This window comes from Micromonospora ureilytica, from assembly GCF_015751765.1.
Taxonomy (GTDB): Bacteria; Actinomycetota; Actinomycetes; order Mycobacteriales; family Micromonosporaceae; genus Micromonospora; species Micromonospora ureilytica.
Map to the genome: position 1 here is coordinate 2,557,242 of NZ_JADOTX010000001.1, position 21,468 is coordinate 2,578,709.

Consider the following 21,468-nt stretch of genomic DNA (forward strand, 5'->3'; position numbering starts at 1 on the left):
GGCAACCTACCGGGCGCGGACGTCGTCCTCCCCGCTCGGGGGGCCGCCGCGCCGAGTCGTCAGCGTCGCGCCCGGCGCGTCGCCCACCACGGCGGGTGGGACCGCCGGCGCGGGCCGGGTGGGGCGCAGCCGGTCACGGACGCGGTGTACGGCGTCACCGGCGGTGGCGGCGATCATCGGCAACAGCCGGGTCGAATTCATGATCGCGACCTCCTCGGCCGGGGTGGTGCCGCCGTCGAGGAAGCGCAGCACCCGCTCGGCCGGATTGCGGTCGAAGAGCCTGTCGAAGAACTCGGGGCCGCCCACCCCGCCCCGGTGCAGGGCGCGCAGCGCCACCGCGTCCATCCAGCGGTGCCGGGCCGGGTACGCCGGCGCGGGCACCGGCGCGCGACCCGCGGCGAGGGCGCGGGCCACCTGGTCGGCCTGGCGGTACATGGCGGAGAAGGTGAAGCCGGTGGAGGGGCGGGTAGCGCCACCGGCCGTGCCGAGCCGGACCACGCGGGGCGAGGGCCGGGCCGGGAACGGCGCGTCGGTCATCGGGATCACCCCGTTCTCCACCTCGCGCACCCGCAGCCCGGCCGGGTCCAACCCGAGCAGATCCCGGTAACCGGCCAGCGCCGAGTCGTACCCGGCGTCGGTGAGCAGGTCCGGCGAGAACTCGGTGTACTCGACCAGGGCGTAGCGGTCGCTGACCGGCAGCACGTACCCGAAGGAGACGCCCCGGGGCGGCTGCGGGGTACGGAAGTCCATCAGCACCGCGCGCGTCGGGTCGAACACCTGCCGGTCAGCCTCCAGCCACCACCCCCGGAAGTGCTGCAACCAGGTGGTTCGCCCCGCTCGCGCCGGCGGGCGGGGGCGGGAGTCGAGCACCCAGGCGGCCCGTACGGCGCGCCCGTCGCCGGTACGCACCAGCACCCGGGTGCCGTCGTCGCGCACCGTCTCGGCGGGCGCGACGATGCGGGTGGCGTCGAGGCGACGCTCGGCGTCGGCAGCCCGGTCGTAGACCGGGCCGGAGCGGAGCATGGCGTACCGCAGCGGGGTGAGGTCCAGGACGCGGCGCCGCGCCGCCGTCGCCACCTCGACCTGCCGCCAGCTCGCGCTGAGCAGCGGGTCCAGGTCGGTGTCGGGGTGGCCCCAGAACGCCCAGGTGCGGTCCTGGCCGCGTCGGCGCACCGGGTCCACGATGGCGATCCGCAGGTCCCGGACGCCGTGCCGGTCCAGTGCGGCGAGCAGCAACGACGCCGCGCCGCCGCCACCGAGCAGCGCGAGGTCGACGACGAGCGGCGCGGAGTCGGTCACCCGCACCACGCTGCCACACCGCCGCCCGCCACCACCGGATGGGCCGGATCGGCGCTCAGGCCACCGGGGCGGGCGACTCGACCGGGGGCGGGTCGGCGTAGGCGCGCGCGACCGTCGCGCGGTTGAAGACCCGCCAGGTGGCGGCGGAGACGCCGATCGCTACCACCAACCCGACCCAGTACGGCGCGGTGATGCCGAACCGGGCGGCGAGCAGCCCGCCCAGCAGTGCGCCCAGGCAGTTGCCACCCGCAGCCACGAAGAGGGTCGTGCTGGCCACCCGGCCCTGCAACGTCGGTGGGGTGAGTCGTTGGCGCAGGGAGTTGGCCACGATGTTCCACAGCCCGCCGTGCACGCCGAAGGCGAACAGCGCGAACCCGACCACGATGGTGCTGCGGGACGCGGCCAACGCCAGGTGCAACCCCGCCTCGATGAGCAGGCCGACCCGGATCGTCCAGGTGGGGCTGATCCGGGCGATGATCCGGTCGCCGAGGAGCGCGCCGAGCACCCCACCGGTGGCCATGCAGGTGAAGAGCAGGCCGTAGCCGACTGACCCGAGGCCCAGCCGCTCGCCGGCGAGCAGCACCAGCACCGCGAGCGCGGCGGTGAGGGTCACGTTGAGCAGACCGATCAGCACGGCCATCGTGCGCAACAACCGCTGGTTGGCCAGCCAGCGCAGTCCCTCGACGATCTCGCCGCCCATCGAACGGGTACGGCGTTCGTGCGTGTCACCGGCGGCGGCCCGGAAGTCCCCGCCGATCAGTGCCACCAACACGGCGCTGAGGGCGTACGTGACGGCGTTGACCAGGAACGGGCTGCCCGCCGAGAGGGCGAACAGGAAGCCGCCGAGCGGGCCGGCGAGCATGCTGTGCATGAGGGTGGCGCCACCGCTGAGCCAGCCGTTGGCGCGCTCCAGGCGGTGCCGTGGCACCACGCTCGGCACGATGGCCTGGCTGGCCGCGCGGAACACGATCTCCCCGGTGTTGACCAGGAACAACACCGCGTACAGCAGCGCCACCCCGCCGTGGCCGGTGAGGATCGCCGTGGCCAGAACGGCGAGCGCGACCACCCGGACCAGGTCGATGACGATCATCAGGCGGCGCCGGTCCATCCGGTCCACCAGCACCCCGCCGGGCAGGGCGAAGAGCAGCCACGGCAGCCACGCCACGGCGGACGCCCCGGCGACCACGAGCGGGTCATCGGTGCGCGACGCGACGAAGAGTGGCGCGGCGACGGTGGCCAGGCCGCTGCCCAGGGCCGAGAGGGTGGTCGCCGCCCAGAGTCGGGCGAACGCCGGTCCCAGGCCAGCTCCCGCGTTCGGTGTCACGGCGAGCGAACCTACCAGCGACTCCCGTTGGCGCCAGGGGATTTATCCGTCCGGCAGAAGGCTGGCCGCGGTCAGGTTGACAGGCATCCCATTGGTTGCCTAAATTGACAAGCAACCAGACGGTTGCCTGTTACGGGGAGGGTCGATGGACGACGCGTTTCGGGCGCTGGCCGACCCCAGCAGGCGTCGACTGCTGGACCGCCTCAACGAGCGCAACGGCCAGACCCTGCGGGAGCTGTGCGACGGGCTGGCCACCACCCGCCAGGCCGTCAGCAAGCACCTGTCGGTGCTGGAGGCGGCCGACCTCGTCACGACCGTTCGGCGCGGCCGGGAGAAGCTGCACTACCTCAACGCCGCCCCGATCAACGCCATCGCCGACCGGTGGCTCAGCCGCTACGACCGCGAGCGCGCCGCCACCCTCGCCGACCTGACCACCGCATTGGAGCGACAACCCATGGAGAGCCCGACCTTCGTCTACACGACCTACGTCGCCACCACCGCGCAGCGACTGTGGTCCGCGCTCACCGAACCGGCGTTCACCCGTCGCTACTGGGGTGGAGTCGCGCTGGTTTCGGACTGGCAGGTCGGGTCACCCGTGCTGTGGCAGGACGCACCGGACGGCGAGCCGCGCGACCTCGGCCAGCGGGTGCTCGTCGCCGAGCCGTACCGCCGCCTCTCCTACAGCTGGCACGGTTTCCAACCCGAGCACGCCGAGCACTTCGGCTGGTCCGCGGAGGAGTTGGCCGCCCGGCTCGGCGAGCGCCGGTCGACGGTGACCTTCGAGATCGAGCCGCACAGCGGGTCGACCGTCCGGCTGACCGTCATTCACGACGATTTCTCCCCCGACAGCGAGATGCACCGGGCGATCAGCGGCCAGCTCGACGGCAGCGGAGGCTGGCCGGAACTGCTGGCCAGCCTCAAGACCCTGCTGGAGACCGGCGAGCCGATGCCCGACCCGACCCAGGCCCAGGCCCGCTGACCCGGGCGCGCCCTGGTCCAAGATCCGCACCCCGCCCGATCGCGTCGGCCAGGCGGGTGCATTTCCGCCGTCTCCGGCAATACCTCGCCATCGACCCAGCGGCGACAGCCCGACCGGATGGACATCGATGGGAGCACCGGTGCCGGTCGGGCCGTCCGGGCTTTTCCGCAGCTCTCCCCGCCTTCGGGTGGACACGTGACGGCAACGAGGATTTCTCATTTTCACCTGATCGAGGACCCAACCCACCTAGTGTTGGGCACACCGGTGCTAGTCACGGAGTTGGCCACCCGAACGACGTCCCACGCAGTCAGCGGACGAAAAGTGAGGGAAGACGCGTATGAAGGTCTCAACAGCACTCTGCTCGGCGGCGCTCGGCGTGGGCCTCGGCACGCTCCTGCTGCCAGGCGCCGCACTGGCCGACACCACTGTGTCACCGGCCACCACCCCGGTCGGTGGGACCGTCGTGCTCACCGCGACGACCTGCAACCCGAAGTCGGGTGACGCCATCTTCCGGGTCACCGGCCCCAACCGCGACCAGAACGTCCGATCCACCACGGCCGCCGCCGGCGGCGGACTGAGCGCCGAACTCTTCACCGCCGGATTCACCCTGGGCACCTACACGGTGGCGGCGACCTGCGGCGACGGCAGCTCGGCCGGCACCGCCACGTTCGCCGTCACCCCGATCGGCGGCGCGCCGGCCGGCTCCGGCGGCGACAACCGTGACACCGGCGCTCTCGCCGCCGGCGGCACACTGCTCGGCACCGCCCTCGCCGGCGCGGTGGTCCTGATCCGCCGGCGTCGTCCGGTGTCCACTGTCGCCTGATCGGCGACCGCTCCATCCCTGAGACGGGTGCCCGCGCCGGTGACACCGGTGCGGGCACCCCGACGATCCCGTACGGAGGTGCACACGTGTGGTGGCGGCGGACCCTACCGGCCGTGGTCGCCCTGCTCGGCGTGACCGGGCTCGGGCTGATCACCGTCAGCCTCACCGCCGACCCGGCGCGGCCACCACGCCCGTCGGCCGACGCGCCGACACGCACCCACCCCGCACCGGACCTGGCACCGCTGCCACACGCCGCGCCGGTCCGGGTGCAGATCCCCGCCATCGACGTACGCGCCGACATCGTCCCCGTCGGCGCGGACGCCGCCGGCGTGCTGGAGGTGCCGCCACTGGATCGGCCCACCCTCGCCGGTTGGTACCGGCACGGGGTCAGCCCCGGAGAGACCGGCAACGCCGTCCTGGTCGGACACGTCGACTCGCCGGCCGGCCCGGCGGTCTTCTTCGACCTCGGTCGGCTCCGTGCCGGGCAGCAGGTACAGGTCACCCGCGCCGACGCACGGGTCGCCACGTTCACAGTGGACGACGTCCGGGCGTACCCCAAGGAGCACTTCCCCACCACGCTGGTCTACGGCCCGGCGGACGCCGCCGGGCTGCGCCTGATCACCTGCGGCGGCCGGTTCGACGCCGCGACCGGCAACTACGTGGACAACGTCGTCGTCTTCGCCACCCGCACCGCCTGAACCGGACCGCACTGCCTGAACCGGACCGCACCGCCTGAACCGCCGCACCCACCGAGTCGCCGCCCCGCTGTCGGGAGCCGGACCCTGCTCGGCAGAATGCGGTGGCACCATCCCCTGATCGGGGCGGTGCGCCGGCGACGGGGAGGCACAGCGGTGGATCAGCGACCGGTACGGGACCGGACCGGTCGAGGCGTACGCGCCCTGGCCCGTCGACTGCTCGGACGGGTCGAGGGCGACTCCCCCACCCCCCGCCGGTCCAACCCGGACGCCGTTGTCGACTGCGCCGTCTACGTCAACGGCCGCCGGGAACCCGGTCAACCGCACTACGCCGACGCGTACGCCCGGACGCGGCACGGCCGCGACGCCTTCGTCTGGCTGGGACTGCACGATCCGGGCCCGGCCGTGCTCGCCGCGGTCGGCCAGACCTTCGGCCTCGACGAGCTGACCGTCGAACAGGCACTCGCCGACGGGCACCGGCCCACAGTGCAGCGCCACGGGCCGGTCACGCTGCTGGTCCTGCGCACCGCCGGGTACGTGGAGCACGACGAGCTGACCGACACCTCCGAGGTGATCGACACCGGGGACGTCATGGTGCTGCTCGGTGACCGATTCGCCATCACCGTGCGGCACGGCGCCGCCGGGGCGCTGCGCAGCGTCCGCGCCGACATCGAGCGCCGCCCCGCGCTGCTGGCCGCCGGCCCGTGGGCGGTGGCGTACGCGGTCTGCGCCCGCATGGTCGACTCCTACCTGGAGGTGGCCGGGCACGTGGAACGGGACCTGGAGCGGGTCGAGGAGGCGGTGTTCGCCCGCGACCGCTCGGCCGACATCCAGCACATCTACCAGCTCAAACGAGAGGTGGTGGAGTTCAAGCGGGCGGTCCTGCCGTTGCAGGCGCCGATGCGTACGCTGCTCGAACCCGACGGCCCACCGCGTTCCCTGCACCGCTGGTTCGTCGACGTCGACGGCCGGCTGAGCCGGGCGGTGGATCGGGTCGCCGCGTACGACGACCTGCTCACCTCGATCGTCCAGTCGCGACTGGCGCAGCTCGCCGTGGAGCAGAACAACGACATGCGCAAGATCGCCGCATGGGCGGCCATCGCGGCCACCCAGACCGGCATCGCCGGCATCTACGGCATGAACTTCGACCACATGCCCGAGCTGGCCTGGCGCTACGGCTACGCCGGGGCCCTCACCCTGATGGCGGCGGCGGCCCTGTTCCTGTACCGCCTGTTCCGCCGCTCCGGCTGGCTGTGAGGCCCGCCGACGGGCTGCTCAACGGTACGCGGAGAGGAAGGCGCGGATGCGGTCGCGGGGCTTGTCGGTCAGCTCGGGGCCGTGGGTGAAGGCCGCGAGGTCGTAATCCAACTCGCCGAGGACGTGCGCGGTCTCCCGGGTCATCTGGAAGTCGCTGCACAGCCACTTCATCGGCCACCGGACGCCGAACATGTTGAACAACGCGTCCCCGGTGATCAACAGGCGGGTCGGCTCGTGCAGGAGCGACACATGCCCGGGCGAGTGCCCGGGGGTGTGCACCACCCGCAGGCCACCACCGACGTCGAGCAGGTCCCCGTCGGCCAGCGGCTGGGCCACCTCGACCGCCGGAAACCGGCCGCTGTTGAGCCGGGCGAACAGCCGCCCGCCAGTCACGGTCGGGTCGCTGACCGGCGCGCGGCCCGCTTCCGCGTACGGCACGTCGGCGGCGTGCGCCGCGACCGGGGCGCCGGTGCGGCGGACCAGCTCCGCCGCGCCGCCGGCGTGATCGGGGTGCGCGTGGGTGAGCACGATCCGGGTGACGTCCGCCGGCACCTTGCCCATCGCCGCGAGCCCGCGCACGATCCGGGCCGGCGCCTTGGCCAGCCCGCAGTCGACCAGCGTGACACTGCCGTCGTCGTCGACGAAGGCGTACGAGTTGACGGCCGCGCGGCCCACCGTGGGGATACGCCAGACGTTCGGGGCCAGTGGCACCGCAGGGGCTCGCGTCATGTCGCGAGTCTAGGAAGGATCGTCAACTGTCGTTCTCGACCGACCGGCGGTCCGCCTGAGCAGACGGAGGGCTAACCTCGCGCGGGTGATGTGGCAGCGGTACGTGGCGATCGGCGACAGCACCACCGAAGGGCTCGACGACCCGGACGGCGTCGGCGGCTACCGGGGCTGGGCCGACCGGTTCGCCCTGGCGGTGGCCCGCGCCCAGGGTGGTCTGGAATACGCGAACCTGGCCATCCGTGGCCGGACCACCGCATTGATCCGCGCCGAGCAGCTCCAGCCCGCCCTCGACCTGGCACCCGACCTGGCCACCGTGGTCGCCGGCATGAACGACGTGCTGCGCCCCTCCTTCGACGCCGACCAGGTCGCCGGGGATGTCGCGGCGATGCAGCAGGCACTGGTCGAGCAGGGGGCCACCGTGCTGACCTTCACGATGCCGGATCCGGCACCCGTGATGCCGTTGGCCCGGCCGCTCCGTGGTCGCATGCTGGCGCTCAACGAGGCGCTGCGGGCCGCCACCGCACGGACCGGCGCCACCCTCCTCGACCTGGGCGCCCACCCGGTCTCCTCCGATCCCCGGCTGTGGAGCGACGACCGGCTGCACGCCAACAGCGCCGGGCACGAGCGGATCGCCGCCGCGCTGGCGTACACGGCGGGTCTGCCCGGGTTCGACGACTCCTGGACGCACCCGTTGCCGCCGGCAGTCCGTCGGCGCCGCGGCGAGGTGTTCGGCACCGAGCTGGCCTGGACCCGTCGGCACCTGCTGCCCTGGCTGGTCCGGCACCTGCGCGGCCAGTCGTCGGGCGACGACCGGGTGGCCAAGCGGCCGGTGCCGCTGCCGGTGCCGCTCGACTAGAACGGGTGCGGCAGGATTGGCGACGTGGGTAAGGGTGCGGGGCGTCGGCGGGCGAACGGGACGACGGGACGGGTGTGCCCGTGCGGCTCCGGCCGGGCGTACGCGGACTGCTGCGCCCCGGTGCACGGCGGCGACGCACCGGCGACGGCCGAGGCGTTGATGCGCTCCCGGTTCAGCGCCTTCGCCCTCGGCGACTCCGGTTACCTGCTGCGCAGCTGGCACTCCTCGACCCGGCCCACCTCGCTGGAACTCGACCCGGGGCAGCGGTGGACCCGCCTGGAGATCGTGGAGACCGAGCGGGGTGGCCTGCTCGACGCCGCCGGCACTGTGACGTTCCACGCCCACTACCGGGACGCGGGCCGGCCCGGCACGATGACCGAACACAGCAGGTTTGTCCGCGAGGACGGCCGGTGGGTCTACGTCGATGGTGACCAGCCCTGAGGGCTGGTTTGGCGTAGGATGACGTCGGCGTAGTCCTGCGCCGCACCTCCCTCCCGGCGCTCACGCCGCCGGCAACGCGGAGGCAAAGGGGGCCTGGAGCCCTCGGGACGTGGTGCCACATGCCCCACTCCGGCGGGGTCGGCGGGAGCGTGAGTCCCGGTGACCGTGCCGTTGACCGGGAGCATGTGATGACCAACCAGAGATCGTTCAAGGCCCGGGTCCGAACCCGGATGGAGAAGACCGGCGAGAGCTACACCACGGCCCGCCGGCACCTGATCAATCGGACCGCCGAGCCGGGTCCGGCGTCCACCGCCGCGGCGCAGACAGCGCAGACCGAACCCGCCGCCGCCGCGGCGCAGACCGAGCGGATCGCCGACGACCTGATCCGCGCCCGGACCGGCCGCGGCTGGGCCGAGTGGTTCGCTCTGCTCGACGACGCGGCCGCCACCGAGTGGACACACACCCGGATCGCCCGTCACCTGGTCACCGACCACGAGGTGCCGGGCTGGTGGGCGCAGACCATCACCGTCGGGTACGAGCAGGCACGCGGCCTGCGCGCCCCGGGTCAGCGACGTGGCGGCGGCTTCGAGGCCAGCGCGAGCCGGACGGTGGCCGTGCCGGCGCTGCGACTGTTCGAGGCGTTCGCCGACGAGGCGGCACGCGCCCGCTGGCTGCCCGACGTCGAGGTGCGCGTCCGCACCGCCACCGCGCCGCGCATCTTTCGAGCCGACTGGGCAGGTGGTCCCACCCGGATTGTCGTCGGCATCGACGCCGTCGGCGAGTCGAAGGCCCGGGTCAGCATCCTGCACGAGAAGCTGACCGGAGCCGAGCAGGCCGCGGAGCTGAAGACGTACTGGCGGGACCGGCTCGCCGCGCTGAAGGCACTGCTCGAAACGGACGGAGACCACCGATGACCATCACGTTCATCAACCTGCCGGTGCGCGACCTGACCACCGCCACCGAGTTCTACCGGGCGATCGGCTTTACCAGCGACCAGGCCGAGCCGGACGGCGACAGCACGGTGCTCACCATCTCCGACACCGCCCGGCTGGTGCTGCACCTCCGCTCGGGCTTCGAGGCGTACACCGGGGTCGCCACGACGGACACGGCGACCAGCCGGGAGGTCGTGGTCGGGCTGTCGGCGTCGAGCCGGCGACAGGTCGACGAGCTGGTCGACCAGGCGGCGGTCGCCGGTGGGGAGTCGCTCGGGCCGGGGATGGCCAACGGGCCGATGTACATGCGCGGCTTCCGGGACCTCGACGGCCACCAGTGGTCGTTCCTGCACATGGCCGGCTGACAGTGCGGCCCGGCGGCGGCCTCCTCGGGCCGCCGCCGGGCCCCGGTCAGTCCGGCACAGCCGCGGCCACGCCGGTGGGCACGGCCGTTCGGCGCCGGCGGCCGGTCAGCAGCACCAGCGCCACCACGAGGTACGCCCCGGCGGTCAGCGCGAACGCCACCGCGTTGCCGGCCGCCGTGGCGAGCAGACCGTAGCCGGCGTACGTCACGATGATCAGCACGTCGGTGGCCATCCCGGCCAGGGACGTGACAGTGGCGCGGCTGGTGCCGGTGATCCGGGCCTGGAGCCGCGCGTCGGCCAGCACGGTGGCCAACTGCGCGGCGCCGAAGGCCACCGCGAGCAGCACGAACCCCGCCGGGTGCCGGAGCAGGGCACCTCCGGCCAGCGCGACGCCGACCAGCCCCAGCAGCGCGGCGTACCCTCGGCCGCCCAGCCGCTCCCCCACCGGGGCGAGCAGCCCGCCGACCGTCACCCCCGCCCAGAGCAGCAGGAGCAGCAGGGGTGCGGCCTGCGCCCCGACGCCGGTGTCCAGGGCGAGCAGCGGGGTGTACTCGTCCAGGGCACCCCAGTCGGCGGCGACCACGGCCACCAACAGCACGGCGGCCCGCACCGGCGGACGCGTACGGACCTGCGACACTCCGGCCCGCAGCGTGTCCCACCACCCCAGGTCACCGTCGTCGTCCGGGTTTGCGGGTGGGACAGCGTCCGGCTCGTCCGGCCGGGCGCCGCGGCACCCACGGCCCGAACAGCGATCGCAGACCCGTAGACCGGTACACGGGCGGCGGTCGGCGCGCGGTGCTCCGGTAGCCGGGTGGCGACTGTCGTGGCGAGCAGGCAGGCGAGCACGCTGGCCGCGCCGACCACCGGGTAGCCGCCGACCGCGAGCACCGGGCCGGCGAGCACTCCGGAGACCACCACACCCAGCACACCCGCCGTCCGGGCCCGCCCGAGCACCCGGGCGTACCGGCCGACCGCGCCGAGCCGGTCCAGCTCGGTCCAGACCAACGCCTCCAGGGCACCGGAGACCAGTGCGCCACCGGCGCCCCAGAGCAGGAAACCGACAGCGAACGCCGGGTACGACGGCACCAGCACCCACAGCGCGAACCCGGCGGCGGCCACCAGCGGGGCGAGGCACAGCAGCAGCCGGCGGGACAGCACGTCGGCCCAGGCGCCGGAGGGCACCTCGAACAGGACACCGGCGGCCGACCAGATGACGAAGAGCGACGCGATCTGCCCCACCGTCAGCCCGGTGTCGGCGAAGAACACCACGTACAGCGGGTAGAGCAGGACCAGGTCGCTGAGGAACGCGTACCCGTAGAGGGTCGTCGTCAGCCGACGGACCGCCGGGTCGGGCACGCGCGAAGCGATGGGGAGCATGGGACCTTCCCGTGGGAGTGAAGACGGACACCGGACGTGCGGTGCCCGTGGTGGCCCACGGGATCGGCCTAGGCTGCTGGATCAATGTCGCCAGGTCATGCCGCGATGCTAGACAACCCGCACGGCTGCGGCGAGCGCTTTCGGCGCGACGGGCGAGCGAGGCGGGACGGGCAACGCGAGGCGGGGCGGGATCAGATCGATCCCGCCCCGCGCCGTAGCGCTGGTGTCAGCGCCGGTCGACAGGCGGAATGACAGTGGTGGTCTCGCTGTCGTCGCTGGCGCGCTGCCCGGGCACCGGGCGGTCGATGCCACCGGTGACCACCTGGGTCGCCTCGGGGTCGGCACCGACGCCCACCACAGGGGTGGCGTCGGAGCTGGACGGGAAGTGGACGACCTGGGTGGCCTCCGGGTCGGTGGGCCGGGTCACCACCTGGGTGGCGTCGGCGTCGGCCGGCCGGGTCACCACCTGGGTGGCCTCCGCGCCGCTGGTGGTGGTGGTCGACGCGCGGGCCAGCTCGGCCTCGGCGTCGCGGCGACCGGCCCGGTACGCCTGGGCGTGCTCGGCGATCAGCTGCGACTCCTGTTCGGCGCGGGTCAGCCACGACTCCCAACGACTCTGCATCGGACGGATCAGACCGCCGCCGACACCGACGACGAGGATGCCGCCGATCGTGGCCAACACGGCGATCAGCACCGGAGTGGTGACAGCGGTGGCCACGCCGATCTGGTTCAGCGCGGCGATGACACCGAGGCCGAGGATGAACACCGAGGCGATGGTGGCCAGAACCCGGCCGTACGACAGGCCGCCGAGCGCGCCGCTGATGATGTCCTTGACCGCGTTGGCGATGGCGGCGGCGACCACGACGATGACGATCGCGACGAAGGCCCGGGGCAGCCACGAGATCACCGCGCCGAGCAGGTCGGAGATCGGGTTCGGCCCCCAGATGCCGAAGGCGAGCTGAAGGGTGAACAGCAGCACCGCGTAGTAGACGAGTTTCGCGACGATGTCGCTGGCGTCGTACCGGGAGCGGCTCAACGCGCGGCGGATGCCGCCGCGTTCGACGGCGCGGTCGAAGCCCACCCGTTCGAGGACCTTCTCCACGATCTTCAGTACGGCCTTGGCGATCAGCCATCCGGCCACCAGGATCGCCAGGAAGGCGACGGCCTTGGGCAGGAAGAGCATCACCGAGCGGAGAGCGTCGCCCACCGCGTCGCTGACGTTGTCACTCATCTGGTCATTCCTTAAGAGGGGCAGCCGGAACGGTCAGCTCCGGACCTACCCTCGACCCGATGCACGGAAACACGGGTGGTCATGTGGCCTGCCGGCCCTCTAGCGCGCGGGCGAGTCTTGGCAATATTCTTCGGAGTGCATGCGGCCGCTGGAGCTACTTTTCATCCCCCCGCCGTCGGCCGCAGGAGGAGATGCAATGCACGTCGACCATTCCGAAGTGGATCGCCGGACGCTGCTGCGGGCCGGTCTCGGCGCCGCCACGGTCGCCGTCGTCGGGAGCGAACTCGCCTTCCCGGGCGCGGCGCAGGCCGCGCCGGGCACCGACCTGGACTGGATCATCAGCTGTGACGAGTGGGGCGCCCGCCCGCCGACGGACCCGCTGTCGGTGAGCGCCATCGCCACCAACAAGATCATCGTGCACCACATGGCGTTCCCGAACGTCACCGACTACTCCCGCGAGCAGGCGGTCAAGCTGGCCCACGACTGCCAGGACCTGCACATCGACGGCAACGGCTGGTCGGACACCGGTCAGCACTTCACGGTGAGCCGGGGCGGCTACGTGCTGGAGGGCCGCCGGGGCAGCCTGGAGCGCCTGGAAGCCGGCGACCGGCAGATGATCTCGGCGCACTGCCCGGGTGAGAACGGTCGGGCCATCGGCATCGAGAACGAGGGCACCTACGTCACCGAGACCCCGCCGAAGGCGTTGACCGACTCGCTGGTCAAGCTCTGCGTCGCGATCTGCCGCCAGTACGGGCTGCACGCGCACGACATCTTCGGCCACTGGGACTTCCGCACCACCGAGTGCCCGGGCGCGGCCTTCTATCGGCAGTTCCCCGAGCTGCGGCGGCGGGTGCACGCCGCCCTGGGCACCAAGCTCGGTGACGTGCCGGCACGCCGCTGGCCGGACCTGTGGCGTTTCGTCAACTCCCCCTCGGTCCGGGTGGTGCAGCACCTGCTCGCCCACCGCGGCTACCCGGTGACCGTCAGCGGCACGTTCGACGCCGCGACCGTCGCGGCGGTGCAGGACTGGCAGGCCCGCAACGGCATCGCTGTGGACGTGGACGCCACCCTCACCACGCCGACCTGGGAGACCCTCGCTCCGGAACTGGACCAGCACGCCGCCGGAGCGCCGGTCACGGCCGTGCAGGAAATCCTCGCCACCAAGGGGTACGCGGTCACCGTCACCGGGGCGTACGACCACGCCACCCGGAAGGCGGTGCAGGACCTGCAGGCGCTGCACGGGCTGCCCCGCAACGGCAAGCTCAGCACGAGCACGTGGTGCACGATCGTCGGCGGGTCGGTCCGCGAGTCGTTCCGGCACCGCTGAGCCCATGGTGGCGGTGCGGGGCGCACCCGCACCGTCACCAGCCAGCTCACCGGTTTGATCCGTGGCCGGGGCGGAAAGAGTTCCGGCATGACCTGGGCCCGTCGAGCCGTACCCGCTGTCGCCGCCGCCGTCGCGGCGCTCGCCGCGCGGGACCTGATCCAGCGCGACCACGCGCTGCTGCGCAACTATCCGGTCCTCGGCCGGGCCCGTTACCTGTTGGAGACGATCGGGCCGGAGCTACGGCAGTACATCGTGGCCGGCAACAACGAGGAGCGGCCGTTCACCCGCGACCAGCGTCGCTGGGTGTACGCGTCGGCCAAGCAGGAGAACAACTACTTCGGTTTCGGCACTGACAACGACATCGAGTACACCCCCGGGTACCCGATCATCAAGCACCGCACGTTCGGTCGTGCCGTGCCGCCGTCGTCACCGACCGCCGGTCACGACGTGCGGTTGCCCAGCGCGAAGGTGCTCGGCGCGGCACGGGGACGCGCCCGGGCGTTCCGACCGGAGTCGGTCGTCAACATCTCCGGCATGAGCTTCGGCTCGCTCTCCGGCAACGCCATCACCGCGCTCAACAAGGGGGCGGCGCTCGCCGGCTGCCTGCAGAACACCGGCGAGGGCGGCCTGTCGCCGTACCACCGCAATGGTGGTGAGCTGGTCTTCCAACTCGGCACCGCGTACTTCGGCTGCCGCGACGAGCACGGCCGGTTCAGCCTCGACCGGCTGAAGGACCTGGTCGCCGGCGCGCCGGTGCGGGCGCTGGAGATCAAGCTGAGCCAGGGCGCCAAGCCGAGCCTCGGTGGGCTGCTGCCCGGGGCGAAGGTGTCCGCCGAGATCGCCGCCACCCGAGGCATCCCGGCCGGTCAGGACTGCGTCAGCCCGTCCCGGCACGCCGAGTTCTCCGACTGCGACAGCCTGCTCGACTGGGTGGAGTTGCTGGCCGCCGAGACGGGACTTCCGGTCGGCATCAAGTCCGCGGTCGGCGACCTGAGCTTCTGGCAGGAGTTGGCCACCCTGATGCGCGACACCGGCCGGGGTGTGGACTTCGTGACGATCGACGGCGGTGAGGGCGGCACCGGCGCCGCGCCGCTGATCTTCACCGACTCGGTGTCGCTCCCGTTCCAACAGGGCTTCTCCCGGGTATACAAGATCTTCGCCGAGCACGACCTGCACGAGAAGGTGGTCTTCGTCGGTGGCGGCAAGCTCGGCCTACCGGACAACGCCATCGTGGCGTTCGCGCTCGGCTGCGACCTGGTCAACGTCGGTCGGGAGGCGATGCTGGCGATCGGCTGCGTCCAGGCGCAGAAGTGCCACACCGACACCTGCCCCACCGGCGTCGCCACCCAGAACGCGTGGCTCGCCCGGGGCCTGGACCCGGCGTCGAAGTCGGTCCGGGCGGCCAACTACCTGCGGACGCTGCGCCGGGACCTGACCAAGGTCGCCGAGGCCTGCGGCGTCGAACACCCCGGCCTGATCGGCACCGACGCCGTGGAGATCCTGGACGGCCGCACCGGCTCCACCCCACTGCACCAGGTGTACGGCTACCGACCGGAATGGGGGCTGCCCTCGCCCGCCGACCAGGCGGAGATCATCCGGTTGATGGCCCCCGAGGCACCTCAGGGCGGCAGCGCCCCACCCTCAGCCACCGCCGTCGGCTGAAACCACAGACATCAAACGTCTCCCGCCATGTCCGCGAAGCGCCGCGATAAACGCGTGGAGCTGGTGACACGCCGCGTCTATGGTGGCGCGGTGCTGATCAGACGCGAGACACCCGCCGACGTCGACGCCATTCGGGCGGTGCACTCCGCAGCCTTCGCCAAGGCCGACGGCGGTGACGGCGTACCGGTCGAGGCGACCCTTGTCGACGCGCTGCGCGCCGACGAGGGCTGGCTGCCCGCGTACTCCCTGGTGGCGACCGATTCGGACGGCCGGGTGGTCGGGCACGTGGTGGCCACCCGCGGCCTGGTGGCCGGTGCGCCGGTGGCGTTGGGTCTGGGACCGCTGGGTGTGCTGCCCGACTGGCAGCGGCGCGGGGTCGGCAGCGCGTTGATGCACGCGGTGCTCGGTGCCGCCGACGCGCGCGACGAACCGCTGGTGGTGCTGCTCGGGCACCCCGACTACTACCCGCGCTTCGGGTTCCGGCCCGCCGTCGAGTTGGGCGTCACCCCACCACAGCCGTGGGGGCCGCAGTACTTCATGGCTCGACCGTTGCACGGGTGGCGCGAGTCGATCCGGGGCGAGTTCCGCTACGCCGGCCCGTTCGACGACCTGTGAACCGACCCGCTATCCGTCGGCGGCGCGCCACCGACCTGGACGGCTGCGTCGCAGCGCTCGCCGAGGTTCACCGGGTCGACGGGTACCCGCTGAACTGGCCCGCCGACCCACACCGCTGGCTGCGCGAGCCGCACCCGGCGCGAGCCTGGGTCGCCGTCGACGCCGACGCGGCCGTTGTCGGACACGTCGCGGTGCATCGAATTTCCGGTCAGGTGGACGGGCGGCCGACAGCGGAGGTGGCTCGTCTCTTCGTGGTGCCGAGAGCCCGTGGGTTGGCGCTGGGCAGCGCGCTGCTGAACCGGGCCCGCCAGTGGGCGGACAAACGGGCAACGGACCTGGTGCTGGAGTTGGCCGGCGGTGGCACCGCGGCCGCTGCGCTGTACGAGCGCGCAGGATGGCGGTGTGTCCGCACCAGCACGGCACCGTGGACCGCTCCCGACGGCAGCCAGGTGACGCTACGCCACTACGCGCTGCGTCACCGCGCGCCAGGCCCCGACGTCGCACCGGCCAGCACCGCGAGGCGACGGGCGAGCCGGCCTGCGGCCTCGCGCAGCTCGGGAGGCTCCAGCACCTCCATCTCGTGATCCAGGCGGGCGAGGTGAGCGGCGAGCCAGTCCAGGTTGTCGCCGCCGACGACCAGCACGGACCACCCGTCGTGGTCATCCGCGACCCTCCCCACCTGGGGCGGGACCACCGCACGCACCCGGTCGGCCGGGGCGCGCACCCGCACCCGGGCGAGGTACCGGTACGGCGCACCGGTCACGGCCCGCTGCACGAAGGCGACCGGATCCGGGTGCTCGCGGGCCGGGAAACGCCAGGTCGTCGCCACAGCAGCCCGCATCCGGTCCAGCCGGAACGTGCGCCAGTCGTCGCGGTCGACGTCCCAGGCCATCAGATACCAGCGGCGGCCGGTCGTGACCATCCGGATCGGCTCGACCCTCCGCTCCTGCTCCCCACCGTCGCGGCCGGGGTAGTGGAATCGCACGCGCACCCCGTCCCGACAGGCCCGCGCGAATGTCACCAGCAACTCCGCGTCGATCTCGGCGACCGGGCCGATGAGGGTGTCGGTGGAGCCGTGCACCGCCCGCACCTCGGCGCGTAGCCGCGACGGCATCACCTGGTCGAGCTTCGCGAGTGCCCGCAGCGCCGCCTCGCTCGCCCCGGCGACAGTGCCCCCGGAGGCGAGCCGCAGAGACACCGCGGTGGCGATCGCCTCCTCGTCGTCGAGGAGCAACGGCGGCAGCCGGGTGCCCGCACCGAGTTGATAGCCGCCGCCGACGCCCGACACCGCGTGCACGGGATAGCCGAGCGTACGCAGACGCTGCACGTCACGGCGCACGCAACGGCCGGTGACCCCCAGCTCGGCGGCGAGTTCCGCAGCTGTCCAGGACAGTCGTCGTTGCAGCAGCGCCAACAGGCGCAGCACCCGCTCGGTCGTCGCTTCGACTGTCACTCGTCGATCGTTGCACGGATAGCGGAACGACCCTGTCCGCTATCAGCGAGAGGCTGGGACCATGACCGACCAGAGCAGGAAGCAGGGATCCGCCGTGATCCGCGACGTCCAGATCACGTTCGACTGCGCCGACCCGGCGGGGTTGGCCACCTTCTGGGCCGAGGCGCTCGGCTACCAGGTGCAGGCCCCACCCGGGAACTTCGAGTCCTGGGACCAGGCCCTGGACGCGATGGGCGTGCCGCCGGAGAACCGCAACGACGCCTCGGCGGTGGTCGACCCCGAGGGCTCGCGGCCACGGCTGTTCTTCCAGCGGGTGCCGGAGCGCAAGCAGGTGAAGAATCGTGTCCACCTCGATGTCCGCGCGGCCCCCGGGCTGGAGGGTGACGAGCGCATGGCGGCCCTGGAGGCGGAGGCCGAACGGCTCATCTCGCACGGTGCCAAGCGGCTCAGTCGGCACGAGCCCACTCCCCCGTTGGGCGCCGGTCATCTCATCATGGCCGACCCCGAGGGCAACGAGTTCTGCCTCGACTGATCGACCGTTCGCCCAGCTCACTGCCGCACTGGCCGGGCGTCATGCGAACATGTGTACGTGTCGCCCGGCGCCAGCATCCTGCACGCCGACCTGGACGCGTTCTACGCGTCGGTCGAGCAGCGCGACGACCCGCGCCTGCGGGGGCGGCCGGTGATCGTCGGTGGTGGCGTGGTGCTCGCGGCCAGCTACGAGGCGAAGGCGCGGGGCGTCCGCAGCGCGATGGGCGGCCAGCAGGCGCGTCGGCTCTGCCCGGATGCGATCGTCGTGCCGCCCCGGATGTCGGCGTACACGGCGGCGAGCCGCGCGGTCTTCGAGATCTTCCGGCAGACCACACCGCTGGTCGAGGGGCTCTCCATCGACGAGGCGTTCCTCGACGTGGGTGGCCTGGGGCGGCTGGTCGGGCCACCGGCCGAGATCGCCGAACGACTGCGGCGGGAGGTCAGCGACCGGGTCCACCTGCCGATCACGGTGGGGGTGGCCCGCACAAAGTTCCTGGCCAAGGTGGCCAGCGGGGTGGCGAAACCGGACGGCCTGCTGGTGGTCGCACCGGACGCCGAGCTGGCGTTCCTGCACCCACTGCCGGTGGAGCGGCTCTGGGGCGTCGGCCCGGTCACGGCCGCCAAGCTGCGCGAACGCCGGATCCGTACCGTCGGGGAGGTGGCCCGCCTCGGTGAGGCGGCGCTGGTGTCGCTGCTCGGGGCGGGCACCGGCCGGCACCTGCACGCGTTGGCGCACAATCGCGACCCCCGGGCGGTGCAGGTGGGACGGCGGCGCGGCTCGATGGGCGCGCAGCACGCGCTGAGTCGCACCCCGCACGCATCGACGGAGCTGGACGCCATCCTCGCCGGCCTGGTCGACCGGGTCAGCCGGCGGATGCGGGCGGCCGGGCGGTCCGGCCGCACTGTGGTGTTGCGGTTGCGCTTCGGCGACTACACCCGGGCGACCCGCTCGCACACGGTCGGCAAGGCGACGGCGGACACGACGCCACTGCTCGCCGCCGCACGTGCCCTGCTGCGCACCGCGCTGCCCGAGATCGATCGCCGTGGTGTCACACTGATCGGTGTCTCGGTGGGCAACCTCGACGACAACCCGGTGCAGCCTGAGCTGCCGTTCCAGCCGGACCCGGGTTCCAGTCTGGACGCTGCGGTGGACGCGGTCCGCGACCGGTTCGGATCAGCGGCACTCACCCGGGCGGTGTTGCTCGGCCGGGAGCCGGGTGTGGAGATGCCGCTACTGCCGGATTGACCGATACGCGTGCGGCGTCCGCGGTCGAGTTGCGACCAGAGACACATCACAGCAGGTCGGCGGTTTAGCCGGCGGCTGACGGGTGACCCTTGAGGGGTACAGCCTGACGAGGGGGGCCCACCATGTCCGAGGACACCAGCAACCGACCGAGCCGCACGGCCGAACGGCCACACGACGTGACCGACCCGCTGCTCTGGCAGTTGGCGATCGACGTGCTCAGCGCACACGAGCCGGACGACGAGGGCCAGTGCCGCAACCTGCAGTGCGCCGGGCAGTCCTGGCCGTGCACGGCCCGCACCGGCGCCGAGCACTCACTGCGACTGGCCCGCAGCGCGCCCACCTCGGTCGGGCTGACCATCGACGGAACGGACAGCGACGACGTCGACACGGACGGGCGCCGCGAGGCTGCCGTGCCGGCGCCGCGCTGGGGCTGGAACGCCGGCCCGGTGGCGTCGCACCGAGGGTCGAAGGCGGCCTCCGCGGCGTGACGGGACGCCAACGGTGAGCTGATCCGCCACACGGGCGAACGCTCGGCCGGTGATTCGGCCGAGCGTTCAGCTGTCGTGGCGCAGCCAGGCCACGATGCGGCGCAGCAGCGCCTGATGCCCCGGCGACTCGTACGAGCGGGCGTCGTGGCCGAGTGCGTTGTAGACGATCCGGCTGCTCCCGACGGTGCGCGCCCAGACCAGCGGGTGGGCGTCACCGCCCTCGTCGTGAACGTAGAGGGGCTCGACGTCGACGCCGTCGACCAGCTCCAGGTCGGTGTAGCGCTCGTCGTGCACCTCGAAGTCCCCGAGCCCGGCGCTGATCGGGTGTTCCACACCGCTGCGCCGGATGAGACTCGGGCCGATGGGCGGGTGGAAGGTCCGACCGTGGGCCCAGGCGGCACCGACCGTGGAACGCCAGCTTGGCAGCTGGGGGAACGCGATAGTGGCACTGTGCACGGCGAGCAGGCTGCCGCCACGGGCCAGGAAGTCGTCGAGGACGCGGCCGAAGATCTCGTCCTCGGGGATCGGGGTGGTGCGGTCAGCGCTCGCGTTCACCACAAGTAGGCGCGCGCCGTCGAGTGCGACGTCGAGCTGGTCGACGGATGTCACGACCGCTACCGAACCCTCGTCGCCGATCAGCCGGGCCAGCGTGGCACTGGTTTCGGCCAGCGGGTGCCAGGGATCGGCGTGCGGGCCCTCCCCGCTGAAGATCACAGTGTCGACGGGCATGCCGGTGCTCCACTCATCATTTGGATAATTTTCGAAATCACGAAATCAAAGCTAGCATGGCGTCCATGAGAGCCCTGCATCATCCCGATCTCGCCTCGGTCGACCTGGCTACCCTGCTCGGCGCCCTCGCCGACCCGGTGCGCCTCAGTGTCGTACGGCAGTTGGCGCAGGCCGGTGGTGTCGTCTGCGGCAAATTCGACGCCTTGTCCGAGGTGAGCATCTCCACGCTCTCCCATCACCTGAAGGTCCTGCGGGCCGCTGGCGTCCTCCGTGTCACGCCGAACGGCAGTTTCCGCCGCCACGAGTTGCGGGCCGACGATATCAACGACCGGTTTCCGGGCATCCTCTCCGCGATCGTCGCCAACCTCGACCTGCCCGAGCGAGTGGGAGTGCCCGCATGACCGACGCCACATCGGCCGGAAAGAACCCGCCGAGCACGCTGGGCCTGTCCGCCGACGAGGTCCTGAGCACGACCCGCGCCGTCCGCAAACGTCTCGACCTGGGGCGCCCGGTCCCCCGCGAGGTGATCGAGGACTGTCTGCGCATCGCGCTTCAGGCACCCAGTGGCCGCAACAGGCAGCGCTGGGACTTCATCTTCGTCGAGGACCGCGAGACCCGGGCAGCCGTCGCCCGACTGTGGCGACTCGGCCTGATGGCGCCGCCACCGGCGTCGGGCGGCACCGGGGCCGCCTTCAGCCGGATGAACTTCGCCTCCGAGCAGTGGGGTCGGATCGCCGGCAGTCTGGCTCACCTGGCGGACCACCTGCACGAGGTTCCGTTGCTGCTCATCCCCTGCCTCCGCGTCGAGTCCCGCGCCGAACTGGACACCGTGCGCGGGCAGGCCGGGGCCTGGGGTTCGGTCATCCCGGCGTTCTGGAGCTTCATGCTGGCCGCCCGGGAACGCGGGCTCGGCACCGCGTGGACCACCAGCCACCTCAGCTACGAGCGGGAGATGGCCGAACTGCTCGGCATCCCCTACGACACTGTCGTGCAGGTCGCCCTCACCCCTGTGGCGTACACCCTGGGCACCGACTTCAAGCCCGGTCCGCGGGCCGACGCGGACGCGTTCGCCCACTGGAACCGCTGGTAGCCGCCCACCCCCAGCGGCG

23 protein-coding genes and 1 pseudogene are annotated in these 21,468 nt (G+C 72.4%); 17 read left to right on the plus strand and 7 right to left on the minus strand.

Going from position 1 to position 21,468, the window contains the following annotated elements; translation table 11 throughout:
- Positions 1–6: 6 nt before the first annotated feature.
- Together IW248_RS11420 and IW248_RS11425 are read right to left on the minus strand one after the other, a co-directional pair.
- Entirely contained in the window at positions 7–1,299 is a 1,293-nt protein-coding gene (locus tag IW248_RS11420) for a lycopene cyclase family protein (RefSeq protein ID WP_196926944.1), read from the minus strand.
- Positions 1,300–1,354: 55 nt separating this feature from the next.
- Positions 1,355–2,623 (minus strand): MFS transporter, encoded by a 1,269-nt coding sequence (locus IW248_RS11425; RefSeq protein WP_307787909.1) that lies wholly within the window; start codon positions 2,621–2,623, stop codon positions 1,355–1,357.
- 145 nt (positions 2,624–2,768) lie between these two features.
- Here IW248_RS11425 and IW248_RS11430 point away from each other — a divergent pair, with 145 nt between their 5' ends.
- The 4 genes from IW248_RS11430 (at position 2,769) to IW248_RS11445 (ending at position 6,377) form a co-directional block, all read left to right on the plus strand.
- A complete protein-coding gene (locus IW248_RS11430; RefSeq protein ID WP_196926945.1) occupies positions 2,769–3,602 on the plus strand; it encodes an ArsR/SmtB family transcription factor in 834 nt (277 codons plus the stop codon).
- A 337-nt stretch (positions 3,603–3,939) separates the two neighbouring features.
- A complete protein-coding gene (locus IW248_RS11435) occupies positions 3,940–4,425 on the plus strand; it encodes a hypothetical protein (RefSeq protein ID WP_124821057.1) in 486 nt (161 codons plus the stop codon).
- An 86-nt stretch (positions 4,426–4,511) separates the two neighbouring features.
- Entirely contained in the window at positions 4,512–5,123 is a 612-nt protein-coding gene (locus IW248_RS11440; RefSeq protein ID WP_196926946.1) for a class F sortase, read from the plus strand.
- A 96-nt stretch (positions 5,124–5,219) separates the two neighbouring features.
- Positions 5,220–6,377 (plus strand): magnesium and cobalt transport protein CorA, encoded by a 1,158-nt coding sequence (locus IW248_RS11445; RefSeq protein WP_231396276.1) that lies wholly within the window; start codon positions 5,220–5,222, stop codon positions 6,375–6,377.
- 18 nt (positions 6,378–6,395) lie between these two features.
- Here the strand turns inward: IW248_RS11445 and IW248_RS11450 are convergent, their stop codons facing one another.
- Entirely contained in the window at positions 6,396–7,106 is a 711-nt protein-coding gene (locus IW248_RS11450) for an MBL fold metallo-hydrolase (RefSeq protein ID WP_196926948.1), read from the minus strand.
- A gap of 88 nt (positions 7,107–7,194) precedes the next feature.
- On the opposite strand from IW248_RS11450, the gene IW248_RS11455 reads away from it, so the two are divergent.
- From IW248_RS11455 to IW248_RS11470, 4 genes are all read left to right on the plus strand, one after another.
- A complete protein-coding gene (locus tag IW248_RS11455) occupies positions 7,195–7,962 on the plus strand; it encodes an SGNH/GDSL hydrolase family protein (RefSeq protein ID WP_231397082.1) in 768 nt (255 codons plus the stop codon).
- A 24-nt stretch (positions 7,963–7,986) separates the two neighbouring features.
- The gene (locus IW248_RS11460; RefSeq protein WP_196926950.1) at positions 7,987–8,403 is read left to right on the plus strand and encodes a YchJ family protein; all 417 of its coding nucleotides are present in this window, start codon (positions 7,987–7,989) and stop codon (positions 8,401–8,403) included.
- 188 nt (positions 8,404–8,591) lie between these two features.
- Positions 8,592–9,317 carry a hypothetical protein gene (locus IW248_RS11465; protein ID WP_231396277.1) on the plus strand — a complete coding sequence of 242 codons (726 nt, stop codon included), beginning with the start codon at positions 8,592–8,594 and terminating at the stop codon, positions 9,315–9,317.
- Positions 9,314–9,700 carry a VOC family protein gene (locus IW248_RS11470; RefSeq protein WP_124821052.1) on the plus strand — a complete coding sequence of 129 codons (387 nt, stop codon included), beginning with the start codon at positions 9,314–9,316 and terminating at the stop codon, positions 9,698–9,700. The genes IW248_RS11465 and IW248_RS11470 overlap by 4 nt, the downstream gene beginning before the upstream one ends.
- Before the next feature lie 46 nt (positions 9,701–9,746).
- Here IW248_RS11470 and IW248_RS11475 read toward each other — a convergent pair.
- Positions 9,747–11,108, minus strand: a pseudogene (locus tag IW248_RS11475) (MFS transporter).
- Positions 11,109–11,303: 195 nt separating this feature from the next.
- Positions 11,304–12,308 carry a mechanosensitive ion channel family protein gene (locus IW248_RS11480; protein WP_196926951.1) on the minus strand — a complete coding sequence of 335 codons (1,005 nt, stop codon included), beginning with the start codon at positions 12,306–12,308 and terminating at the stop codon, positions 11,304–11,306.
- Between the two features lie 196 nt (positions 12,309–12,504).
- Between IW248_RS11480 and IW248_RS11485 the strand changes: the two genes are divergently transcribed.
- The 4 genes from IW248_RS11485 to IW248_RS11500 all read left to right on the plus strand — a co-directional run bounded on the left by IW248_RS11485 (position 12,505) and on the right by IW248_RS11500 (position 16,496).
- Complete coding sequence (locus IW248_RS11485) at positions 12,505–13,635, plus strand: peptidoglycan recognition protein family protein (protein ID WP_196926952.1); 1,131 nt, start codon at positions 12,505–12,507, stop codon at positions 13,633–13,635.
- A gap of 87 nt (positions 13,636–13,722) precedes the next feature.
- Complete coding sequence (locus tag IW248_RS11490) at positions 13,723–15,297, plus strand: FMN-binding glutamate synthase family protein (RefSeq protein ID WP_196926953.1); 1,575 nt, start codon at positions 13,723–13,725, stop codon at positions 15,295–15,297.
- A 90-nt stretch (positions 15,298–15,387) separates the two neighbouring features.
- Positions 15,388–15,912, plus strand: coding sequence for a GNAT family N-acetyltransferase (locus IW248_RS11495; RefSeq protein WP_196926954.1), 525 nt, complete (start codon positions 15,388–15,390; stop codon positions 15,910–15,912).
- Positions 15,909–16,496 carry a GNAT family N-acetyltransferase gene (locus IW248_RS11500; protein WP_196926955.1) on the plus strand — a complete coding sequence of 196 codons (588 nt, stop codon included), beginning with the start codon at positions 15,909–15,911 and terminating at the stop codon, positions 16,494–16,496. Before IW248_RS11495 ends, IW248_RS11500 begins: the two co-directional genes overlap by 4 nt.
- Here IW248_RS11500 and IW248_RS11505 read toward each other — a convergent pair.
- Complete coding sequence (locus tag IW248_RS11505) at positions 16,388–17,365, minus strand: helix-turn-helix transcriptional regulator (protein ID WP_196926956.1); 978 nt, start codon at positions 17,363–17,365, stop codon at positions 16,388–16,390. The two genes, IW248_RS11500 and IW248_RS11505, sit on opposite strands and share 109 nt — an antisense overlap.
- 61 nt (positions 17,366–17,426) lie before the next feature.
- On the opposite strand from IW248_RS11505, the gene IW248_RS11510 reads away from it, so the two are divergent.
- The 3 genes from IW248_RS11510 (at position 17,427) to IW248_RS11520 (ending at position 19,630) form a co-directional block, all read left to right on the plus strand.
- A complete protein-coding gene (locus tag IW248_RS11510) occupies positions 17,427–17,897 on the plus strand; it encodes a VOC family protein (RefSeq protein WP_196926957.1) in 471 nt (156 codons plus the stop codon).
- 57 nt (positions 17,898–17,954) lie between these two features.
- A complete protein-coding gene (gene dinB, locus IW248_RS11515; RefSeq protein ID WP_196926958.1) occupies positions 17,955–19,142 on the plus strand; it encodes a DNA polymerase IV in 1,188 nt (395 codons plus the stop codon).
- Positions 19,143–19,264: 122 nt separating this feature from the next.
- Positions 19,265–19,630 carry a hypothetical protein gene (locus tag IW248_RS11520; protein WP_196926959.1) on the plus strand — a complete coding sequence of 122 codons (366 nt, stop codon included), beginning with the start codon at positions 19,265–19,267 and terminating at the stop codon, positions 19,628–19,630.
- 66 nt (positions 19,631–19,696) lie between these two features.
- Here IW248_RS11520 and IW248_RS11525 read toward each other — a convergent pair whose 3' ends face one another.
- On the minus strand, positions 19,697–20,359 hold the full coding sequence (locus IW248_RS11525) for a ThuA domain-containing protein (RefSeq protein ID WP_196926960.1): 663 nt from the start codon (positions 20,357–20,359) through the stop codon (positions 19,697–19,699).
- Positions 20,360–20,424: 65 nt separating this feature from the next.
- Here IW248_RS11525 and IW248_RS11530 point away from each other — a divergent pair, with 65 nt between their 5' ends.
- Both IW248_RS11530 and IW248_RS11535 read left to right on the plus strand, forming a co-directional pair.
- On the plus strand, positions 20,425–20,760 hold the full coding sequence (locus tag IW248_RS11530) for an ArsR/SmtB family transcription factor (RefSeq protein WP_196926961.1): 336 nt from the start codon (positions 20,425–20,427) through the stop codon (positions 20,758–20,760).
- A complete protein-coding gene (locus tag IW248_RS11535) occupies positions 20,757–21,449 on the plus strand; it encodes a nitroreductase family protein (protein ID WP_196926962.1) in 693 nt (230 codons plus the stop codon). The genes IW248_RS11530 and IW248_RS11535 overlap by 4 nt, the downstream gene beginning before the upstream one ends.
- Positions 21,450–21,468 lie beyond the last annotated feature (19 nt).

What these genes read in the sequence shown, in the direction of transcription:
- IW248_RS11530 (WP_196926961.1), top strand. Translation starts at nt 20,425, where the DNA reads ATGAGAGCCCTGCATCATCCCGATCTCGCCTCGGTCGACCTGGCTACC.
- IW248_RS11480 (WP_196926951.1), bottom strand. Translation starts at nt 12,308, where the DNA reads ATGAGTGACAACGTCAGCGACGCGGTGGGCGACGCTCTCCGCTCGGTG.
- IW248_RS11450 (WP_196926948.1), bottom strand. Translation starts at nt 7,106, where the DNA reads ATGACGCGAGCCCCTGCGGTGCCACTGGCCCCGAACGTCTGGCGTATC.
- IW248_RS11485 (WP_196926952.1), top strand. Translation starts at nt 12,505, where the DNA reads ATGCACGTCGACCATTCCGAAGTGGATCGCCGGACGCTGCTGCGGGCC.
- IW248_RS11445 (WP_231396276.1), top strand. Translation starts at nt 5,220, where the DNA reads ATGCGGTGGCACCATCCCCTGATCGGGGCGGTGCGCCGGCGACGGGGA.
- IW248_RS11455 (WP_231397082.1), top strand. Translation starts at nt 7,195, where the DNA reads ATGTGGCAGCGGTACGTGGCGATCGGCGACAGCACCACCGAAGGGCTC.
- IW248_RS11510 (WP_196926957.1), top strand. Translation starts at nt 17,427, where the DNA reads ATGACCGACCAGAGCAGGAAGCAGGGATCCGCCGTGATCCGCGACGTC.
- IW248_RS11470 (WP_124821052.1), top strand. Translation starts at nt 9,314, where the DNA reads ATGACCATCACGTTCATCAACCTGCCGGTGCGCGACCTGACCACCGCC.
- IW248_RS11430 (WP_196926945.1), top strand. Translation starts at nt 2,769, where the DNA reads ATGGACGACGCGTTTCGGGCGCTGGCCGACCCCAGCAGGCGTCGACTG.
- IW248_RS11465 (WP_231396277.1), top strand. Translation starts at nt 8,592, where the DNA reads ATGACCAACCAGAGATCGTTCAAGGCCCGGGTCCGAACCCGGATGGAG.
- IW248_RS11520 (WP_196926959.1), top strand. Translation starts at nt 19,265, where the DNA reads ATGTCCGAGGACACCAGCAACCGACCGAGCCGCACGGCCGAACGGCCA.
- IW248_RS11490 (WP_196926953.1), top strand. Translation starts at nt 13,723, where the DNA reads ATGACCTGGGCCCGTCGAGCCGTACCCGCTGTCGCCGCCGCCGTCGCG.
- IW248_RS11535 (WP_196926962.1), top strand. Translation starts at nt 20,757, where the DNA reads ATGACCGACGCCACATCGGCCGGAAAGAACCCGCCGAGCACGCTGGGC.
- IW248_RS11435 (WP_124821057.1), top strand. Translation starts at nt 3,940, where the DNA reads ATGAAGGTCTCAACAGCACTCTGCTCGGCGGCGCTCGGCGTGGGCCTC.
- IW248_RS11525 (WP_196926960.1), bottom strand. Translation starts at nt 20,359, where the DNA reads ATGCCCGTCGACACTGTGATCTTCAGCGGGGAGGGCCCGCACGCCGAT.